This is a genomic window from Streptomyces sp. NPDC051218 (genome assembly GCF_044455475.1).
Lineage (GTDB): Bacteria > Actinomycetota > Actinomycetes > Streptomycetales > Streptomycetaceae > Streptomyces.
Map to the genome: position 1 here is coordinate 52511 of NZ_JBITEU010000004.1, position 12986 is coordinate 65496.

The 12986-nt window shown below is 70.0% G+C and carries 12 protein-coding genes; 4 read left to right on the forward strand and 8 right to left on the reverse strand.

The annotated features are described in order from the left end of the window. Positions 1 to 44 precede the first annotated feature (44 nt). Positions 45 to 605 (forward strand): GtrA family protein, encoded by a 561-nt coding sequence (locus ACIBCK_RS13825; protein ID WP_399389857.1) that lies wholly within the window; start codon positions 45 to 47, stop codon positions 603 to 605. Here the strand turns inward: ACIBCK_RS13825 and ACIBCK_RS13830 are convergent. Then, positions 602 to 1879, reverse strand: a complete 1278-nt coding sequence (locus tag ACIBCK_RS13830) for an ATP-binding protein (RefSeq protein ID WP_399389858.1) — start codon at positions 1877 to 1879, stop codon at positions 602 to 604. The genes ACIBCK_RS13825 and ACIBCK_RS13830 overlap by 4 nt on opposite strands. A 198-nt stretch (positions 1880 to 2077) precedes the next feature. Then, positions 2078 to 2755, reverse strand: a complete 678-nt coding sequence (locus ACIBCK_RS13835) for a response regulator transcription factor (RefSeq protein WP_190083462.1) — start codon at positions 2753 to 2755, stop codon at positions 2078 to 2080. A 472-nt stretch (positions 2756 to 3227) separates the two neighbouring features. On the opposite strand from ACIBCK_RS13835, the gene ACIBCK_RS13840 reads away from it, so the two are divergent. Both ACIBCK_RS13840 and ACIBCK_RS13845 read left to right on the forward strand, forming a co-directional pair. Further along, positions 3228 to 4724, forward strand: coding sequence for a peptide MFS transporter (locus ACIBCK_RS13840; protein ID WP_399389860.1), 1497 nt, complete (start codon positions 3228 to 3230; stop codon positions 4722 to 4724). A gap of 177 nt (positions 4725 to 4901) precedes the next feature. Next, positions 4902 to 5732, forward strand: a complete 831-nt coding sequence (locus ACIBCK_RS13845) for an alpha/beta hydrolase (RefSeq protein ID WP_399389863.1) — start codon at positions 4902 to 4904, stop codon at positions 5730 to 5732. A gap of 176 nt (positions 5733 to 5908) precedes the next feature. Here ACIBCK_RS13845 and ACIBCK_RS13850 read toward each other — a convergent pair whose 3' ends face one another. From ACIBCK_RS13850 to ACIBCK_RS13875, 6 genes are all read right to left on the reverse strand, one after another. Beyond that, complete coding sequence (locus ACIBCK_RS13850) at positions 5909 to 7270, reverse strand: hypothetical protein (RefSeq protein ID WP_399390663.1); 1362 nt, start codon at positions 7268 to 7270, stop codon at positions 5909 to 5911. Continuing rightward, a complete protein-coding gene (locus ACIBCK_RS13855; protein WP_399389865.1) occupies positions 7270 to 8472 on the reverse strand; it encodes a hypothetical protein in 1203 nt (400 codons plus the stop codon). The genes ACIBCK_RS13850 and ACIBCK_RS13855 overlap by 1 nt, the downstream gene beginning before the upstream one ends. Then, a complete protein-coding gene (locus ACIBCK_RS13860) occupies positions 8469 to 9449 on the reverse strand; it encodes a hypothetical protein (RefSeq protein WP_399389868.1) in 981 nt (326 codons plus the stop codon). The genes ACIBCK_RS13855 and ACIBCK_RS13860 overlap by 4 nt, the downstream gene beginning before the upstream one ends. A gap of 94 nt (positions 9450 to 9543) precedes the next feature. Then, on the reverse strand, positions 9544 to 10278 hold the full coding sequence (locus ACIBCK_RS13865; RefSeq protein WP_399389871.1) for an LPXTG cell wall anchor domain-containing protein: 735 nt from the start codon (positions 10276 to 10278) through the stop codon (positions 9544 to 9546). A 191-nt stretch (positions 10279 to 10469) separates the two neighbouring features. Then, a complete protein-coding gene (locus ACIBCK_RS13870; protein ID WP_399389874.1) occupies positions 10470 to 10997 on the reverse strand; it encodes an ATP-binding protein in 528 nt (175 codons plus the stop codon). A 276-nt stretch (positions 10998 to 11273) separates the two neighbouring features. After that, on the reverse strand, positions 11274 to 11642 hold the full coding sequence (locus ACIBCK_RS13875) for an STAS domain-containing protein (protein ID WP_367042622.1): 369 nt from the start codon (positions 11640 to 11642) through the stop codon (positions 11274 to 11276). A gap of 238 nt (positions 11643 to 11880) precedes the next feature. Between ACIBCK_RS13875 and ACIBCK_RS13880 the strand changes: the two genes are divergently transcribed. After that, entirely contained in the window at positions 11881 to 12882 is a 1002-nt protein-coding gene (locus ACIBCK_RS13880; protein WP_399389877.1) for an RNA polymerase sigma factor SigF, read from the forward strand. The last annotated feature ends 104 nt before the right edge of the window (positions 12883 to 12986 follow it).

The window sequence follows — 12986 nt, forward strand, 5'->3', positions numbered from 1 at the left end:
GGACGAGACCGAACGAATCGACGACGGGGGTTGGGGCGACCACCATGACGGAACGTGGCGCACTACGGGTGCGACTGGATCAGCTCGCGCGCGAAGTGGCCAAGTTCGGTGCGGTGGGGGCGCTGGGCACGCTGGTGAATTTCAGCGTCTCCAACCTTCTGTGGCACACCACGGACCTTCAGGCCGTGCGCGCGAACGTGATCGCCACCGTCGTCGCCATCGCCTTCAACTACGCGGGCTACCGTTACTTCACGTACAAGGACCGTGACAAGAGCTCCCGCACCAAGGAGCTCACTCTGTTCCTGATGTTCAGCGCGGTCGGCGTGGTGATCGAGAACGGCGTCCTGTACGCGGCGATCTACGGCTTCGACTGGGACAGCCCGCTGCAGCGCAACATCTTCAAGTTCGTGGGCATCGGCATCGCCACCTGCTTCCGCTTCTGGTCCTACCGCAGCTGGGTCTTCAAGGCCCTGCCCGCGCGGGAGACCGTCGCCCGTGCGGAATCGTTCCTGGAGGGCGGCTCCACGGCGTCCACGGGGTCCACGGCGTCCGCGGCCGTGACGGCGGCCGACCGGAAGCGACCGGCCGGCCGGGGCACGCGCTAGCGCACCGTCTCCTCGTGCTCCCGGTCCCGCTTCTGCGGCGGCGTACGGGACAGGAAGAGGCCGAAGACCGGCGGCCTGGTCTGCAGCATCTCCAGGCGCCCGCCGTCCGCCTCGGCCAGGTCCCGGGCGACCGCGAGGCCGATGCCCGTGGAGTTGCGGCCGCTGATGGTGCGCTCGAAGATCCGCGCGCCGAGATCGGCGGGGACGCCGGGGCCGTCGTCGGTGACCTCGACGACCGTCTGGTTGCCCGTGACGCGGGTCCGCAGGGCGACGGTGCCGCCGCCGTGCATGAGCGAGTTCTCGATGAGCGCGGCCAGGACCTGCGCGACCGCCCCGGGGGTGCCCACGGCCCGCAGATGCCGCTTGCCCGAGCTGACGATGGCGCGGCCCGCGCTGCGGTAGGCCGGGCGCCACTCCTCCAGCTGCTGCTTGACGACCTCGTCCAGGTCGAAGGAGACGGCGGAGCCGGTACGCGGGTCGCGTGAGTTCGTCAGGAGCCGCTGCACGACGTCGGTGAGGCGCTCGACCTGCGCGAGCGCGATCGTGGCCTCCTCCTTGACCGTGTCCAGCTCGTCGGTGACGGTGATCTCCTCCAGGCGCATGGACAGGGCCGTCAGCGGCGTACGCAGCTGGTGCGAGGCATCCGCGGCGAGCCTGCGCTCGGCGGTCAGCATCCGGGCGATCCGCTCGGCGCTGCCGTCCAGGACATCCGCGACCCGGTCCAGCTCCGGCACCCCGTAGCGCTTGTGGCGGGGCCTCGGGTCGCCCGAGCCGAGGCGCTCGGCGGTCTCCGCGAGGTCGGTGAGCGGTGAGGCCAGGCGGTTGGCCTGGCGTACGGCGAGAAGCACCGCGGCGATGATCGCGAGGAGGGCCACGGCGCTGATGATCAGCAGGGTGCGGCCGACCTCCTGGGTGACCGCGGTGCGCGGCTCCTCGACGGTGACCTTCTCGCCCTCCTCGCCCTTGGCCGTGTCGTGGATGACGTCGCCGGTGGGACGGCTGCCGATCTCGATGGGGGCGCGGCCGGGGATCTCGATGAGGGCGTAGCGGTCGGTGTCGACCGCGGCGACCTCCCGCAGGATCTCGGCGCTGATCCGCTCGTCGCTGATGAGCCTGCTGTCCACGATGCTGGCCAGGCGGAACGCCTCGCTCGTCACTCGCTCCTGGGCGCTGCTGCTGATGGTCCTCGTCTCGACGATCACCAGACTCACACCGAAGACTGCGATGACTACGAGGACCACGGCGAGGGTGCTGCTGATCAGTCGGCGGCGCAAGATGCCCTCCCGGGCGGGGGTGCGGAGTCCTCCAGTGTCCCGGATCGGACACCGGCGGAGGCCCCGTCAGGGGCGCGGGGAAACTACGCGGCCCGCCACGACGGACCCGCAGACGCGTCTGCCTACGGCGGGTTCCTGGCGGGTGCGGGTCTTCTTGGGTTGCTCGCGCAGTTCCCCGCGCCCCTGACGGGGCTGACCTCAGCTCTTCTCGAAGCGGAAGCCGACGCCCCGCACAGTGGCGATGTATCGCGGGTTCGCCGCGTCGTCGCCCAGTTTTTTGCGCAGCCAGGAGATGTGCATGTCCAGGGTCTTGGTGGACGACCACCATGTCGTGTCCCAGACCTCGCGCATCAGCTGGTCGCGGGTGACCACGCGGCCCGCGTCACGGACCAGGACCCGGAGCAGGTCGAACTCCTTGGCCGTGAGCTGGAGCTCCTCCTCGCCCATCCAGGCGCGGTGCGACTCGACGTCGATCCGCACGCCGTGCGTGGCCGGAGCCTGCTGCGGCTCGGCCGCGCCGCGCCGCAGCAGGGCCCGGACGCGGGCGAGCAGCTCGGCGAGGCGGAAGGGCTTGGTGACGTAGTCGTCGGCGCCCGCGTCCAGGCCGACGACGGTGTCCACCTCGTCGGCGCGAGCGGTGAGGATCAGGATCGGTGCCGTGTGCCCCTCGGCACGGAGGCGGCGGGCCACCTCGAGGCCGTCCATCCCGGGCAGCCCCAGGTCGAGTACGACGAGGTCGACGCTGCCCTGCAGCCCGGCGTCGAGGGCGGTCGGGCCGTCCTCACGCACTTCGACCTCGTACCCCTCCCTGCGCAGGGCACGGGCCAGCGGCTCCGAGATGGACGCGTCGTCCTCGGCGAGCAGTACACGGGTCATGGGGTGATGGTAGTCCGCGCCGGAAGACCGTCGTGGGGTGATCGCCCGTCGGCGGTCGACCCCTGCGGCTGTGGGGTGCCATCCTGAGGATCACCTTTAAATGTGGGCCGATGGTTCCGTAGTAACCTGTGATCCATCTCTCAAGTCCTTCCATATGCCGCACTGTCGTGGCGTATGGTGACCCAACGCCTGATGCACTATGCAAGGACCTTTGGCCCGCTGTGCGGCCCTTAGGTCTCTTTTATGTGCGGGCCGGCTTCTGCCAGCCTTGAAAGGAATGACCTGTGGTCGGGCCCTGAGCGTGATGACGCGCCAGGGCGTGGATCTCGGAGTCGCCGTACCAGCGCCATCCTCGACGGAGCGCGAACTCCCCCCGGGCGTGGGGGTGTGGACGGTAGGACCCCGGTGCCGACCGCCCCCCACCGGGCGCGCACACGCTCTTGCCGCGCGTCCCGAACACGAGGATCGACCCATGGCGTCCAGCCTGACGAAGGACTCAGCCGGTACCCCTGGCACTGAGAAGACCTTCTTCGGCCACCCCCGCGGACTGGCCACACTCTTCATGACCGAGATGTGGGAGCGCTACAGCTTCTACGGCATGAAAGCACTGCTCCCGCTGTACCTGATCGCCCCCGGCGGCATGAACATGTCGGCCACGACGGCGACGGCGATCTACTCCGTCTACATGTCGATGGTCTATCTCCTCGCCATGCCCGGCGGCTGGATGGCGGACCGCTTCTGGGGTCCGCGCAAGACGGTCGCCATCGGCGCCGTCGTCGTCATCCTCGGCCACATCACGCTCGCCCTGCCCAGCTCCGCGACGTTCTTCGCGGGCCTCGGCCTCGTCGCGCTCGGTTCCGGCCTCCTGAAGGCCAACATCTCGGCGATGGTCGGCCACCTCTACGACGGCCCGGAGGACCCGCGCCGTGACGGTGGCTTCACGCTGTTCTACATCGGCATCAACGTGGGCGCCTTCCTCGCCCCGCTGACCATCGGCACCGTGGGCGAGAACGTCAACTGGCACTTCGGCTTCGCGCTCGCCGCGATCGGCATGGCCCTGGGCCTCGGCCAGTTCATGCTCGGCTCGCGCCACCTCAGCGCGGAGAGCAGCGTCGTCTCGCAGCCCGCGACGCCGCAGCAGCGCGCTTCCGCTCTGCGCAACGGCCTGATCTGGCTGATCGTCGCGGTCGCGCTCTACTCGTTCCTCGGTGTGACCGGCAACTTCGCCGACTGGGCCCTGATGCCCCTCACCATCGCCGGTCTCGTCATCCCGGTCACCGTCCTGGTCCGCATGAAGCGCGACAAGGAGCTGACGAACCTGGAGCAGTCCAAGCTGTCGGGCTACGTCTGGTTCTTCATCGTCGCCGCCGTCTTCTGGATGATCTACGACCAGAACGGCTCGACCCTGTCGATCTTCGGCGAGCACTCGACGACGAACAACCTGCTCGGGTTCGACTTCCCGACCTCCTGGTACCAGTCGCTGAACCCGATCTTCATCATGGCGCTCGCCCCCCTGGTCGCCTCCGCGTGGCTGTGGCTGAACAAGCGGGGCAAGGAGCCGAGCACCGCGGTCAAGTTCGCCTCCAGCCTCACGCTGATCGGTATCTCGTTCCTCGTCTTCCTCATCCCGCTGATCGACACCGCGAGCAACGGCGGCAAGGTCAGCCCGATGTGGCTGGTGTCGATCTACTTCATCCAGACCGTCGGCGAGCTCTGCCTCTCCCCGGTCGGCCTGTCGGTCACCACGAAGATGGCCCCGGCGAAGTACACCGCCCAGATGATGGGTGTCTGGTTCCTCGCGGTCACCGCGGGCGACTCCGTCACCGGTCTGCTGACATCGCCGCAGCTCGGGATCGATCTGAACAACTCGGGTGCGGTCGCGGTCGAGGCGGTCATCGCGGTCATCGCGGGCTTCGGCATCTGGCTGAACCGCAAGAAGGTCAAGGAACTGATGGGTTCCGTGAACTGACGTCCGCCACGCCCCCCATGGGGCCGGCAGACGCCTGAAAGGGCCGTCGCACCTCTGCGGGTGCGGCGGCCCTTTCGTTCGTCCACTCGCACGAACAAGGGATCGTTCGCTAACCCGTGGCGGTGACGCGGAACGTTTCTGTGCCGGTGGCGGGGCCGCGCGGTGCAGCATCTGGCCATGCGACGTACGTTGCCGACCTTCGCCCTGTGTGCGGCGTTGCTGTCGTCCAGTGCCGCCGTCGAGGCCGCACCCAGACCACTGCCGGGCCACACCTTCTCGTACGGGGAGCACGCGCGGCAGAACATCACCGTGTACGGCGACCGGTCCGGACACCCCGCCCTGATGATCCTGCACGGCGGCTCCTGGGTGCGGGACACCGACTGGAGCGCGCGGGCCCGGTGGTTCGCGGACCGCGGGTTCACCGTGTACGACACCGACTACCGGCTCGCCTCGGACGCCGCCTGGCCCGCGCAGCGCGACGACGTCCTCGCGGCCCTGCGGTGGATCAAGCGGCGCGGCGGCGGCACACCCGTGGTGCTCGGGTCCTCCGCGGGCGGGCATCTCGCCGTCAGCGCGGGGGCCTACGGCGCCGGTCGCAAGCTGGTGCGGGGCGTGGTGGCGCTCTCCCCCGTGGCCTCGCCCTACCGCGCCTGGAAGGACGGCGGGACGACCGCCGCCGCTCCGGCCCAGCGCAAGCTGCGGGGTACGGCGGAGCTGCTCGCGGGGTGCGTGCCGGACCGGGCCGCCGGGCGGTGCTGGAAGAAGTGGGTCGACCTGGTGGCCAAGTCGCACGCCTCCGGCAAGGACGACGCGCCCCTCTACCTCACGCACTCGGCGGCGGACTTCGTCCCGGTCGCCCACTCCACGGACCTCGCCCACACCCAGACGATGGCGGGCCTGCAGGACGTCACGGTCCGCATCGAGCCGGGTACGGCGCACGGGGGTGAGCTGTTGCGGGACCCGGGCTTCGCCCAGACCGTGCTGCGGTGGCTGCGGCAGCACGTCTGAGCAGCGTCCAGGGGAACCCGCCCCTTTAGGGGCGCGGGGAACTGCGCGAGCAACCAGAGACGACCCGCACCGGCCGATGGTGCGTGCCTCGCAGACGCGTCTGCCTGCGGCGCCCGTCCGGCGTGTGCGGGTCGTCTTGGGTTGCTCGCGCAGTTCCCCGCGCCCCTGGCGGGGCCTCAGCGCAGGCCGCTCCTTCGCCTCGGGAGGAACGTGAACACCGCGCCGCCCAAAAGGATCACCGTGCCCGCGACGAGGCCGAGCGCGCGCAGGGTGCCGTCGTTCTCCGCGCCGGTCTCGGCGAGGCCGCCGCCCGCCGCGCCACCGCCGGTGGTGGATCCGCCCGCGGAACCGGAGCCGCCCGCGGATCCCGAACCGCCGGCCGCGCCGCCCGGCTGCGCCGCCGTGTCGATCTCCAGGGAGACCTCCGCCTTGGACGGCGTGCACGTCGTCGTCGTACCCAGCGCCTTGACCGTGAGGACACCCGGCGAGAGCGTCGACTTGCCGTCGGCGCCCGGCTTGTACGTGCCGGTCAGGTCAGGGATGGTCATCGGGTCGCCGGACTTGATGGGCTCCTTGTTGGTGGGGCCTTCGACGTGCACCGTGCCCTTGTCCGCGCCGCCCAGCTTGACCTCCATCGACGGCTTCACCGAGTCCGCGGGGATGTCGGCGGGGCTGTCCATGACGGACTTCTTGAACTCGACGGTGAGGCCGTAATTCCCGCCGTCCTTCTTGGCGTTGATCTGCACTGGGGACGTGGCGTCCTTGTCGCCGATGGGCGTCTTGCACTTGTAGGGGGTCTGGACTTCCTTGCCGGGGAAGTCGGTCTTGCCCCCGTCGTCGCCACCGCCACCGGTGGAACCGCCGCCGGTGTCACCGGCCGTGTCGCCGCCGGACGCGGAGCCTCCGGTCGTGGAACCACCGGACGTGGAACCGCCCGACGTACTGCCACCGGACGTGCTGCCGCCCGATGCCGTACCGCCCGAACTGCCGCCGCCCTCCGTCACCTTGATGGTGGCGCCCGCCTTGACCTCTTCCTTCGGCGTGCACTTGGTGTCGGTCGACATCGGCTTGCTGACGTTGATGTTGTACGCGCCCGGGGTGAGCGTGACGTCGCCCGCCTTGGTCAGCTTCAGCTTGGCCTTCATGTCGGACAGGATCATCGGGCTGTTCTTCTTGATCGGCGGGTTCACGCGCTCGCCCGCCACCGCCAGGTCACCGCTCTGGCCGCCGCCCAGCTTGATGGTGCCGGTCGGCTTCACCGTGTCCTTGTCCAGGTCGAGGATGTCCGGGTTCTTGGACGCGGCCTCCGTGGTCTTCCATACGACCTCGACCTCGTCGCCCACCTTCGCGGTGGCCGGCGCGGTGATCTCCACCTTCGTGGTGCCCTGCACGGGTGGCAGCCCCGAGATCGGCGGCGGTATGCACTCCGTCTTGTACGCCACCTCGGCCGCTTGCGCGGGACCGGCGCCCAGCAGGATGCCCGCCCCGCCGAGCAGCAGCGAGACCGAGGCCGCGCCCGCTCTCCGTCGTGTGCTGATCACGTGTTTCCTTTCGTCGTCGGGCTGTTCTCTGACGGTGCGGAGAGCTGTCCGGCGGCGGGTGCGGTCCCGGCGCCGGGGTCTGTGTCAGGGGTGAACCACGGGAGCGTGCCCGTGTTCGCGGCCGCGCCCTTGCCGGACGCACCGGATGTGCCGGAGTCCCGGGGCGGCTTCGTCCGTGGCGTACGGGCCGCCTCGTCCGCCGCGACCGCACCCTGGGGCAGCCGCAACTTCGGTAGCCGGTCGGTGAGTTCGGCGATCCTGCCGGTACGGTGGCGCCCCGCGGGACGGGAGCCGCGGCCACCGCCCCGGCGGCGGTTCGGACGGAGCCTGTCCACCACCGCCATGCCGATGCGGAACACGGCCGCGGGCACGACGACGCAGAGCAGGATCCAGAAGACGGTGACACCCCACGGGCGGCCGACGCCCCAGGGCTGCTCGGCGAGCACCTTGCCGCCGAACTTCAGGGAGACGAGGTAGTCGCCGTGCGCCCCGGCGGAGAGTTCGACCGGAAGCTTGATCTGGGCCTTCTTGCCGGGGGCGATGGTGCCGCGCCACTGCTGTTCCTCCCACTGCGGGGCGAACACGCCGTGGGAGGTGCCGACTTGGAAGACGGGGTCCTTGACCGGGGCCGAGCCGACGTTGCCCACGGTGAAGACGAACTTGCGGGACGGCGGGGAGCCGAACCAGGTCAGTACGCCGCTGGAGCCTTCGAGCCGGGTGTCGGTGAGGACGGAGAGCTTCCCGCCGCCCTGCTGCTCGGTCAGGGGCTTCACGGGATGACCCGCGACCTTGAAGGCGGCGTCCGCCTGCGCCTTCTCCCCCGTGACGGTGGCCACGTGGACCACGCAGGGGCAGGGCTTGGGGGGCTCGGCCACCGGGAGCTTCTTGCTGAAGGCGCCCTTGCCGTCCGTGGTGACGGCGCGGCCGGTGTCGTTGGCGCAGGAGTTCGTGCCGCCGGGCACGCCCTTGCCCGGGGTGGCCTGACCGCAGACCAGCATCATCAACAGGGCGTTCTTCCGCCACCCCGCGCCCTTGACGGTGATGTCACCGCCCTTGCCCGCCTGCGCCTTGGAGAGGGTCACCGTCGGCTTCTCGGCGGCCGTGGCCCCCGCCGCCGGGAGCAGCGCGAAGGCCAGTGCCGCCAGCACGGCGGTCGCGGCGATGTACCGCAGATGTACCCACAACGGGTTGCCGTTCACAGCTGCTCTCCCTTTGCCGTCCCCACTCCCGCCAACTCCGGTTCCTTAATGCCCTGTTCGGGTTCCTCGTCCGGTACCGGTCCGCCGTCCGCGCGCTTGCGTCCGCGTACGAACCAGACGCCCGCCGCCACGAGACCGAGCACCCCCGCGCCCGCCCCGGCCACCGCTCCCCACGGCACGAAGCGGGCCGATGCCGTCGCCTTGCCGTGGGCTCCGCCCGCCGCCGTCACCGTGAGCGTGATGTCGACGGAGTCGAGCGCGGGGGCGTCCGTCCACGGTTCCGTCAGGGTCACCCTGCGGCCCGGCAGGAGCTCCACCGGGAGCGTGCGGGGTCCCCGGTCGAGCAGCGGGCCGAAGAGGCCCTCCGCGTGGACCTTGAGCTTGGGGGTCAGGACGGTGTTGCCGCGGTTGACGACGTCGTACGAGATGCGTCCGCCCTCTGCCTGCACGCGCTCGACCGTGAGCGCGGACAGCGTCGGGCCGCTCACCCGCAGGTGCACGCGGACGCCCGCGTCACGGCCGCCCTCCCGCGCGACGACCGCCCCGGGGTGGTCGCCGGGCACCGCGCTCTGGGGGATGCTCACGCTGAACGGCACCTCGGCGCGGGTGCGCGGCGGCACCTTCACCTTGCCGCGCGCGAACGTGATCCAGGAGCCGGTGTCCTTCGGCCTGCCCCGCTCCAGCGAGAACGCGCCGCCCTTGGTGTTGTCCGCGTCGGCGCCGCTCAGCTCCACCGTGCGCGGCTTCGACCCCGGGTTGGTGACCGTCACCGTGTCCTGGAGGACGGAGCCGGGCGTGCCCTCCACGTAGAAGTAGGGCCGCCCGTCCTTCGCCGGCCGCGTCCCTCCTCCCGCGGAGGGCGCGAGCGTCCACGCTCCGGAGTCGTCGGCGAACACCGGAGTCGCCGATGCCACGCCCGTCACCAGTAAGGCCACAACCACGGTGAGAGCACGGGCAACGGACAGCAGCGACGGCATCGGCGGCTCCTGGATCTTCGTACGCTGGGCGTCGTACGCGGCGGTCGGGACGGGCGCGCGCGGTCACCGCGTCCCGCGACGCCGCGCACCGCGCCTAGCGCGACCGGGCCGCCTGGTTCCTGCGGGTCAGCCAGAGCGCGCCCGCCGCGCCCGCGAGCAGCACCGTGCCGCCGAGGGTGCCGAGCGCGATGGCGGAGTCCGCGGGGCCCGTCTGCGGGAGCTCTTCGCCGGAGGGGGCGCTGGCCGAGCCGCCGGAGCCGCCGTCGTCACTCGATCCGCCTGCGCCGGAACCACCGTCCGTGGCGCCACCGCCGCCCGAGCCCTTCACGTCCAGCGAGAGCGAGGGCTTGGGGCTGTTGGACGGCGTGCACGTCGTCGTCGTACCGAGCGCCTTGATGGTCAGGACACCCGCGGTGAAGGTGACCTTGCCGCTCTTCTTGGGCGTGTACGTCCCCGACAGATCGCTGATCTTGATGGGGGTGTTGGCCGGGATCGCCTTGTCGTTGGGCGCTCCGGACACCGGCACCGTGCCGCTCTCCGCGCCGCCCAGCTTGATGAGCGCGCTCGGCTTCATCGCACCCTTGCCCAGCTCCACCGGGCTTGAGGAGACGCCCTTCTGGAAGGACATGGTGAGCTTGTAACCGCTGCCGCTCTTCACGCTCTTGATATCGATCGGCGAGACCGCGCCTTTGTTCCCGATGGGCGTCTTGCACTGGTAGTTGACGTCCTGGACCTCGGCCTGCGCGGCGGGGGCGGCCATCAGCACCGCCGAGCCGCCGGCCAAGGCCGTGGCAAGCGCGAGCGCGGCCCTACGTTTTTGGTACGACACCTCGAGTTCCCCTCATGCCGGTCGTGGCGTGCCGCGGTGCGGATTTACTGACGGCACATCAGATTGGGCGCTCAAGGTACGCCCGGGGCCTTGCCGAGGGAAGACAAAGAACGCGCCGGATCTTCAGTGATCCGGCGCGTATACGAACCGTGGGTAACCCAAGGGGGAACTGAGCGGAGGCCGAGCGGGCCCTACACGGGCGCGCTCAGCTCGGCCCACACCGTCTTGCCCGCCACCCCCGGGGTGCGGACGACACCCCAGTCCAGGCAGAGCCGCTGGACTATGAACATCCCGTGCCCGCCGGGCCGGCCGGCGCGATGCGGGGTACGGGGCGCGGGCTGACCGGGGCCGCGGTCGGACACCTCTATCCGCAGCACCTTGCTGTCGGAGGAGATCCAGAGCTCGTCGGGGCCCTCGGCGTGCAGGCACGCGTTGGTCACCAGCTCGGACACGACGAGGAGGACGTCCTCCGCCGCCGCGCGCTGGTCCGCGCCCGCCGCGGGCAGCCAGCCCCACGCCTGCAGCGCCTGGCGCGCGAAGTCCCGGGCGAGGGGAACGATGCCGCTGGCGCCGTTCAGGCTCAGCCTGCGGACCTGGCGCCCCTGCCCCTGACGGCCGGTCGCCGCTGAGGCGGCAGCCTGGTCCGCGGGAGCGGCCGCGACGACGGCCTCGTACTCCGGGCCGCGGTCGCCCGGCGAGCAAGGCCGGGTGGTGCTCATCAGCGCTTCACCTCACCGACAAGAGGACTCTGGACAAGGAACTGGACAAGTAGCGGGGCTCCAAGAGGGATCATCGGCTGCTCGGCCGTTCCTGCTGTTGATTTGGCAACGTTTGTTCGCGGGGCGCTGTCTACGCATCCAGGATGTCTCCTGCCCGCACTCACCGTGAGAACACCCACTTGTTCGACGCGACCCGTGTGACGCTGGTAACGCGATGATCACACAGAGACAACTGACGCGTAACTCTTGGGTACGCTCCGTCAGCGGGCCCTCCGGTCAGTCGGCCAGCGCCTCCGCGAGCGTCTCGTGCACGGTGAAGACCGCTTCGGCCCCGGTGATCTCGAAGACCCGGGCCACCACCGGCAGCATCCCTGCAAGATGCACCCCACCTCCCGCGGCCTCGGCCTTGAGCCGCGCCCCCAGTAGGACATTGAGTCCGGTGGAGTCCATGAACTCCAGACGCGAACAGTCGACGACCAGGCGCGAGAAGCCGTCGTCGAGGCAGGCCTCGAGCGGCTCACGCAGCAAATCGGCGGTGTGGTGATCCAACTCACCCACCGGAGTCACGACGACGCTCGGGCCCTCGGCCCGGACTTCGACCAGAAGTCGGCCCCGATGCGCGCTACCGACTGTCCCGCGGTCCATTCCGTGTCTCACTTCCGACCGTCGTGGCTGTTGATGACGCCCCTGAACATTACGCCTTTCACACGCCCTCGGGTACCCGAACATCCGCCCGGAAACGGACATTTCACAGCACAACGCACTTGCGACCGGGCTGTGGAAACGGGTAGGGGTAGAAGAGACAGTAATCAACACGGACGGCTTTGGAGGCGCCGCACACCGCAGTGCACGTATTGGCATCGGCAGCCATATGCCGAGAACGATGGAGGACACCATGTCACCCCGGCTCGACGAATCGCGCACTGACCGAGCGACGTCGACACTCTCACCTCACCGTACCGAGCCCGAGATCCCGGGTCCTCGCACGGAAGCGTCGCCGGAAGGAATTCCGGCATTGACGGCCGTAGCGGACACCCTGGAGACCGCGGAGACCGTGGCGGAGACGGACGCCCTCGAAGGGCTTTCCGACCTGCCCGAGATCCCGCCGTTCGACGAGGTGGGCCCGCTGGACGCGAGGGCTCTTTCCAAGACCCTCTTCGAACGCCTCGAGTCCCTCGAGGAAGGCACCCACGAGTACGCGTACGTCCGCAACACCCTGGTCGAACTCAACCTCGCCCTGGTCAAGTTCGCCGCCTCCCGGTTCCGCTCCCGCAGCGAGCCCATGGAGGACATCATCCAGGTCGGCACGATCGGCCTGATCAAGGCGATCGACCGCTTCGAGCTGAGCCGAGGCGTCGAGTTCCCCACCTTCGCGATGCCGACCATCGTCGGCGAGATCAAGCGCTTCTTCCGCGACACGAGTTGGTCGGTGCGCGTTCCGCGCCGCCTGCAGGAACTCCGGCTGGACCTCGCCAAGGCGGGCGACGAACTCGCCCAGCAGTTCGATCGCGCCCCCACGGTGGGCGAGCTCGCCGAGCGCCTGGGCATCTCCAACGACGAGGTCGTCGAAGGCATGGCGGCGTCCAACGCCTACACGGCCAGCTCGCTGGACGCCCAGCCCGAGGAGGACGACTCCGAGGGCGCGCTCGCGGACCGCATCGGCTACGAGGACCACGGACTCGAAGGCATCGAGTACGTCGAGTCGTTGAAGCCGCTGATCGCCGAACTGCCGCCGCGCGACCGGAAGATCCTCTCGCTCCGCTTCGTCGCCAACATGACGCAGTCGGAGATAGGCGATGAGCTGGGCATCTCGCAGATGCACGTCTCGCGACTGCTGTCGCGCACGCTCGTCAAGCTGCGCAAGGGACTGACCGTCGACGAGTAACCCCGGCCGGTCGACCTCGCTGTCCTCCTGTCCCCGACCACCGGACGGGCTCGCCACAGAGCCCGTCCGGTGTTCTGTCTCTCGCCCTTGGATCCCTCACCCCG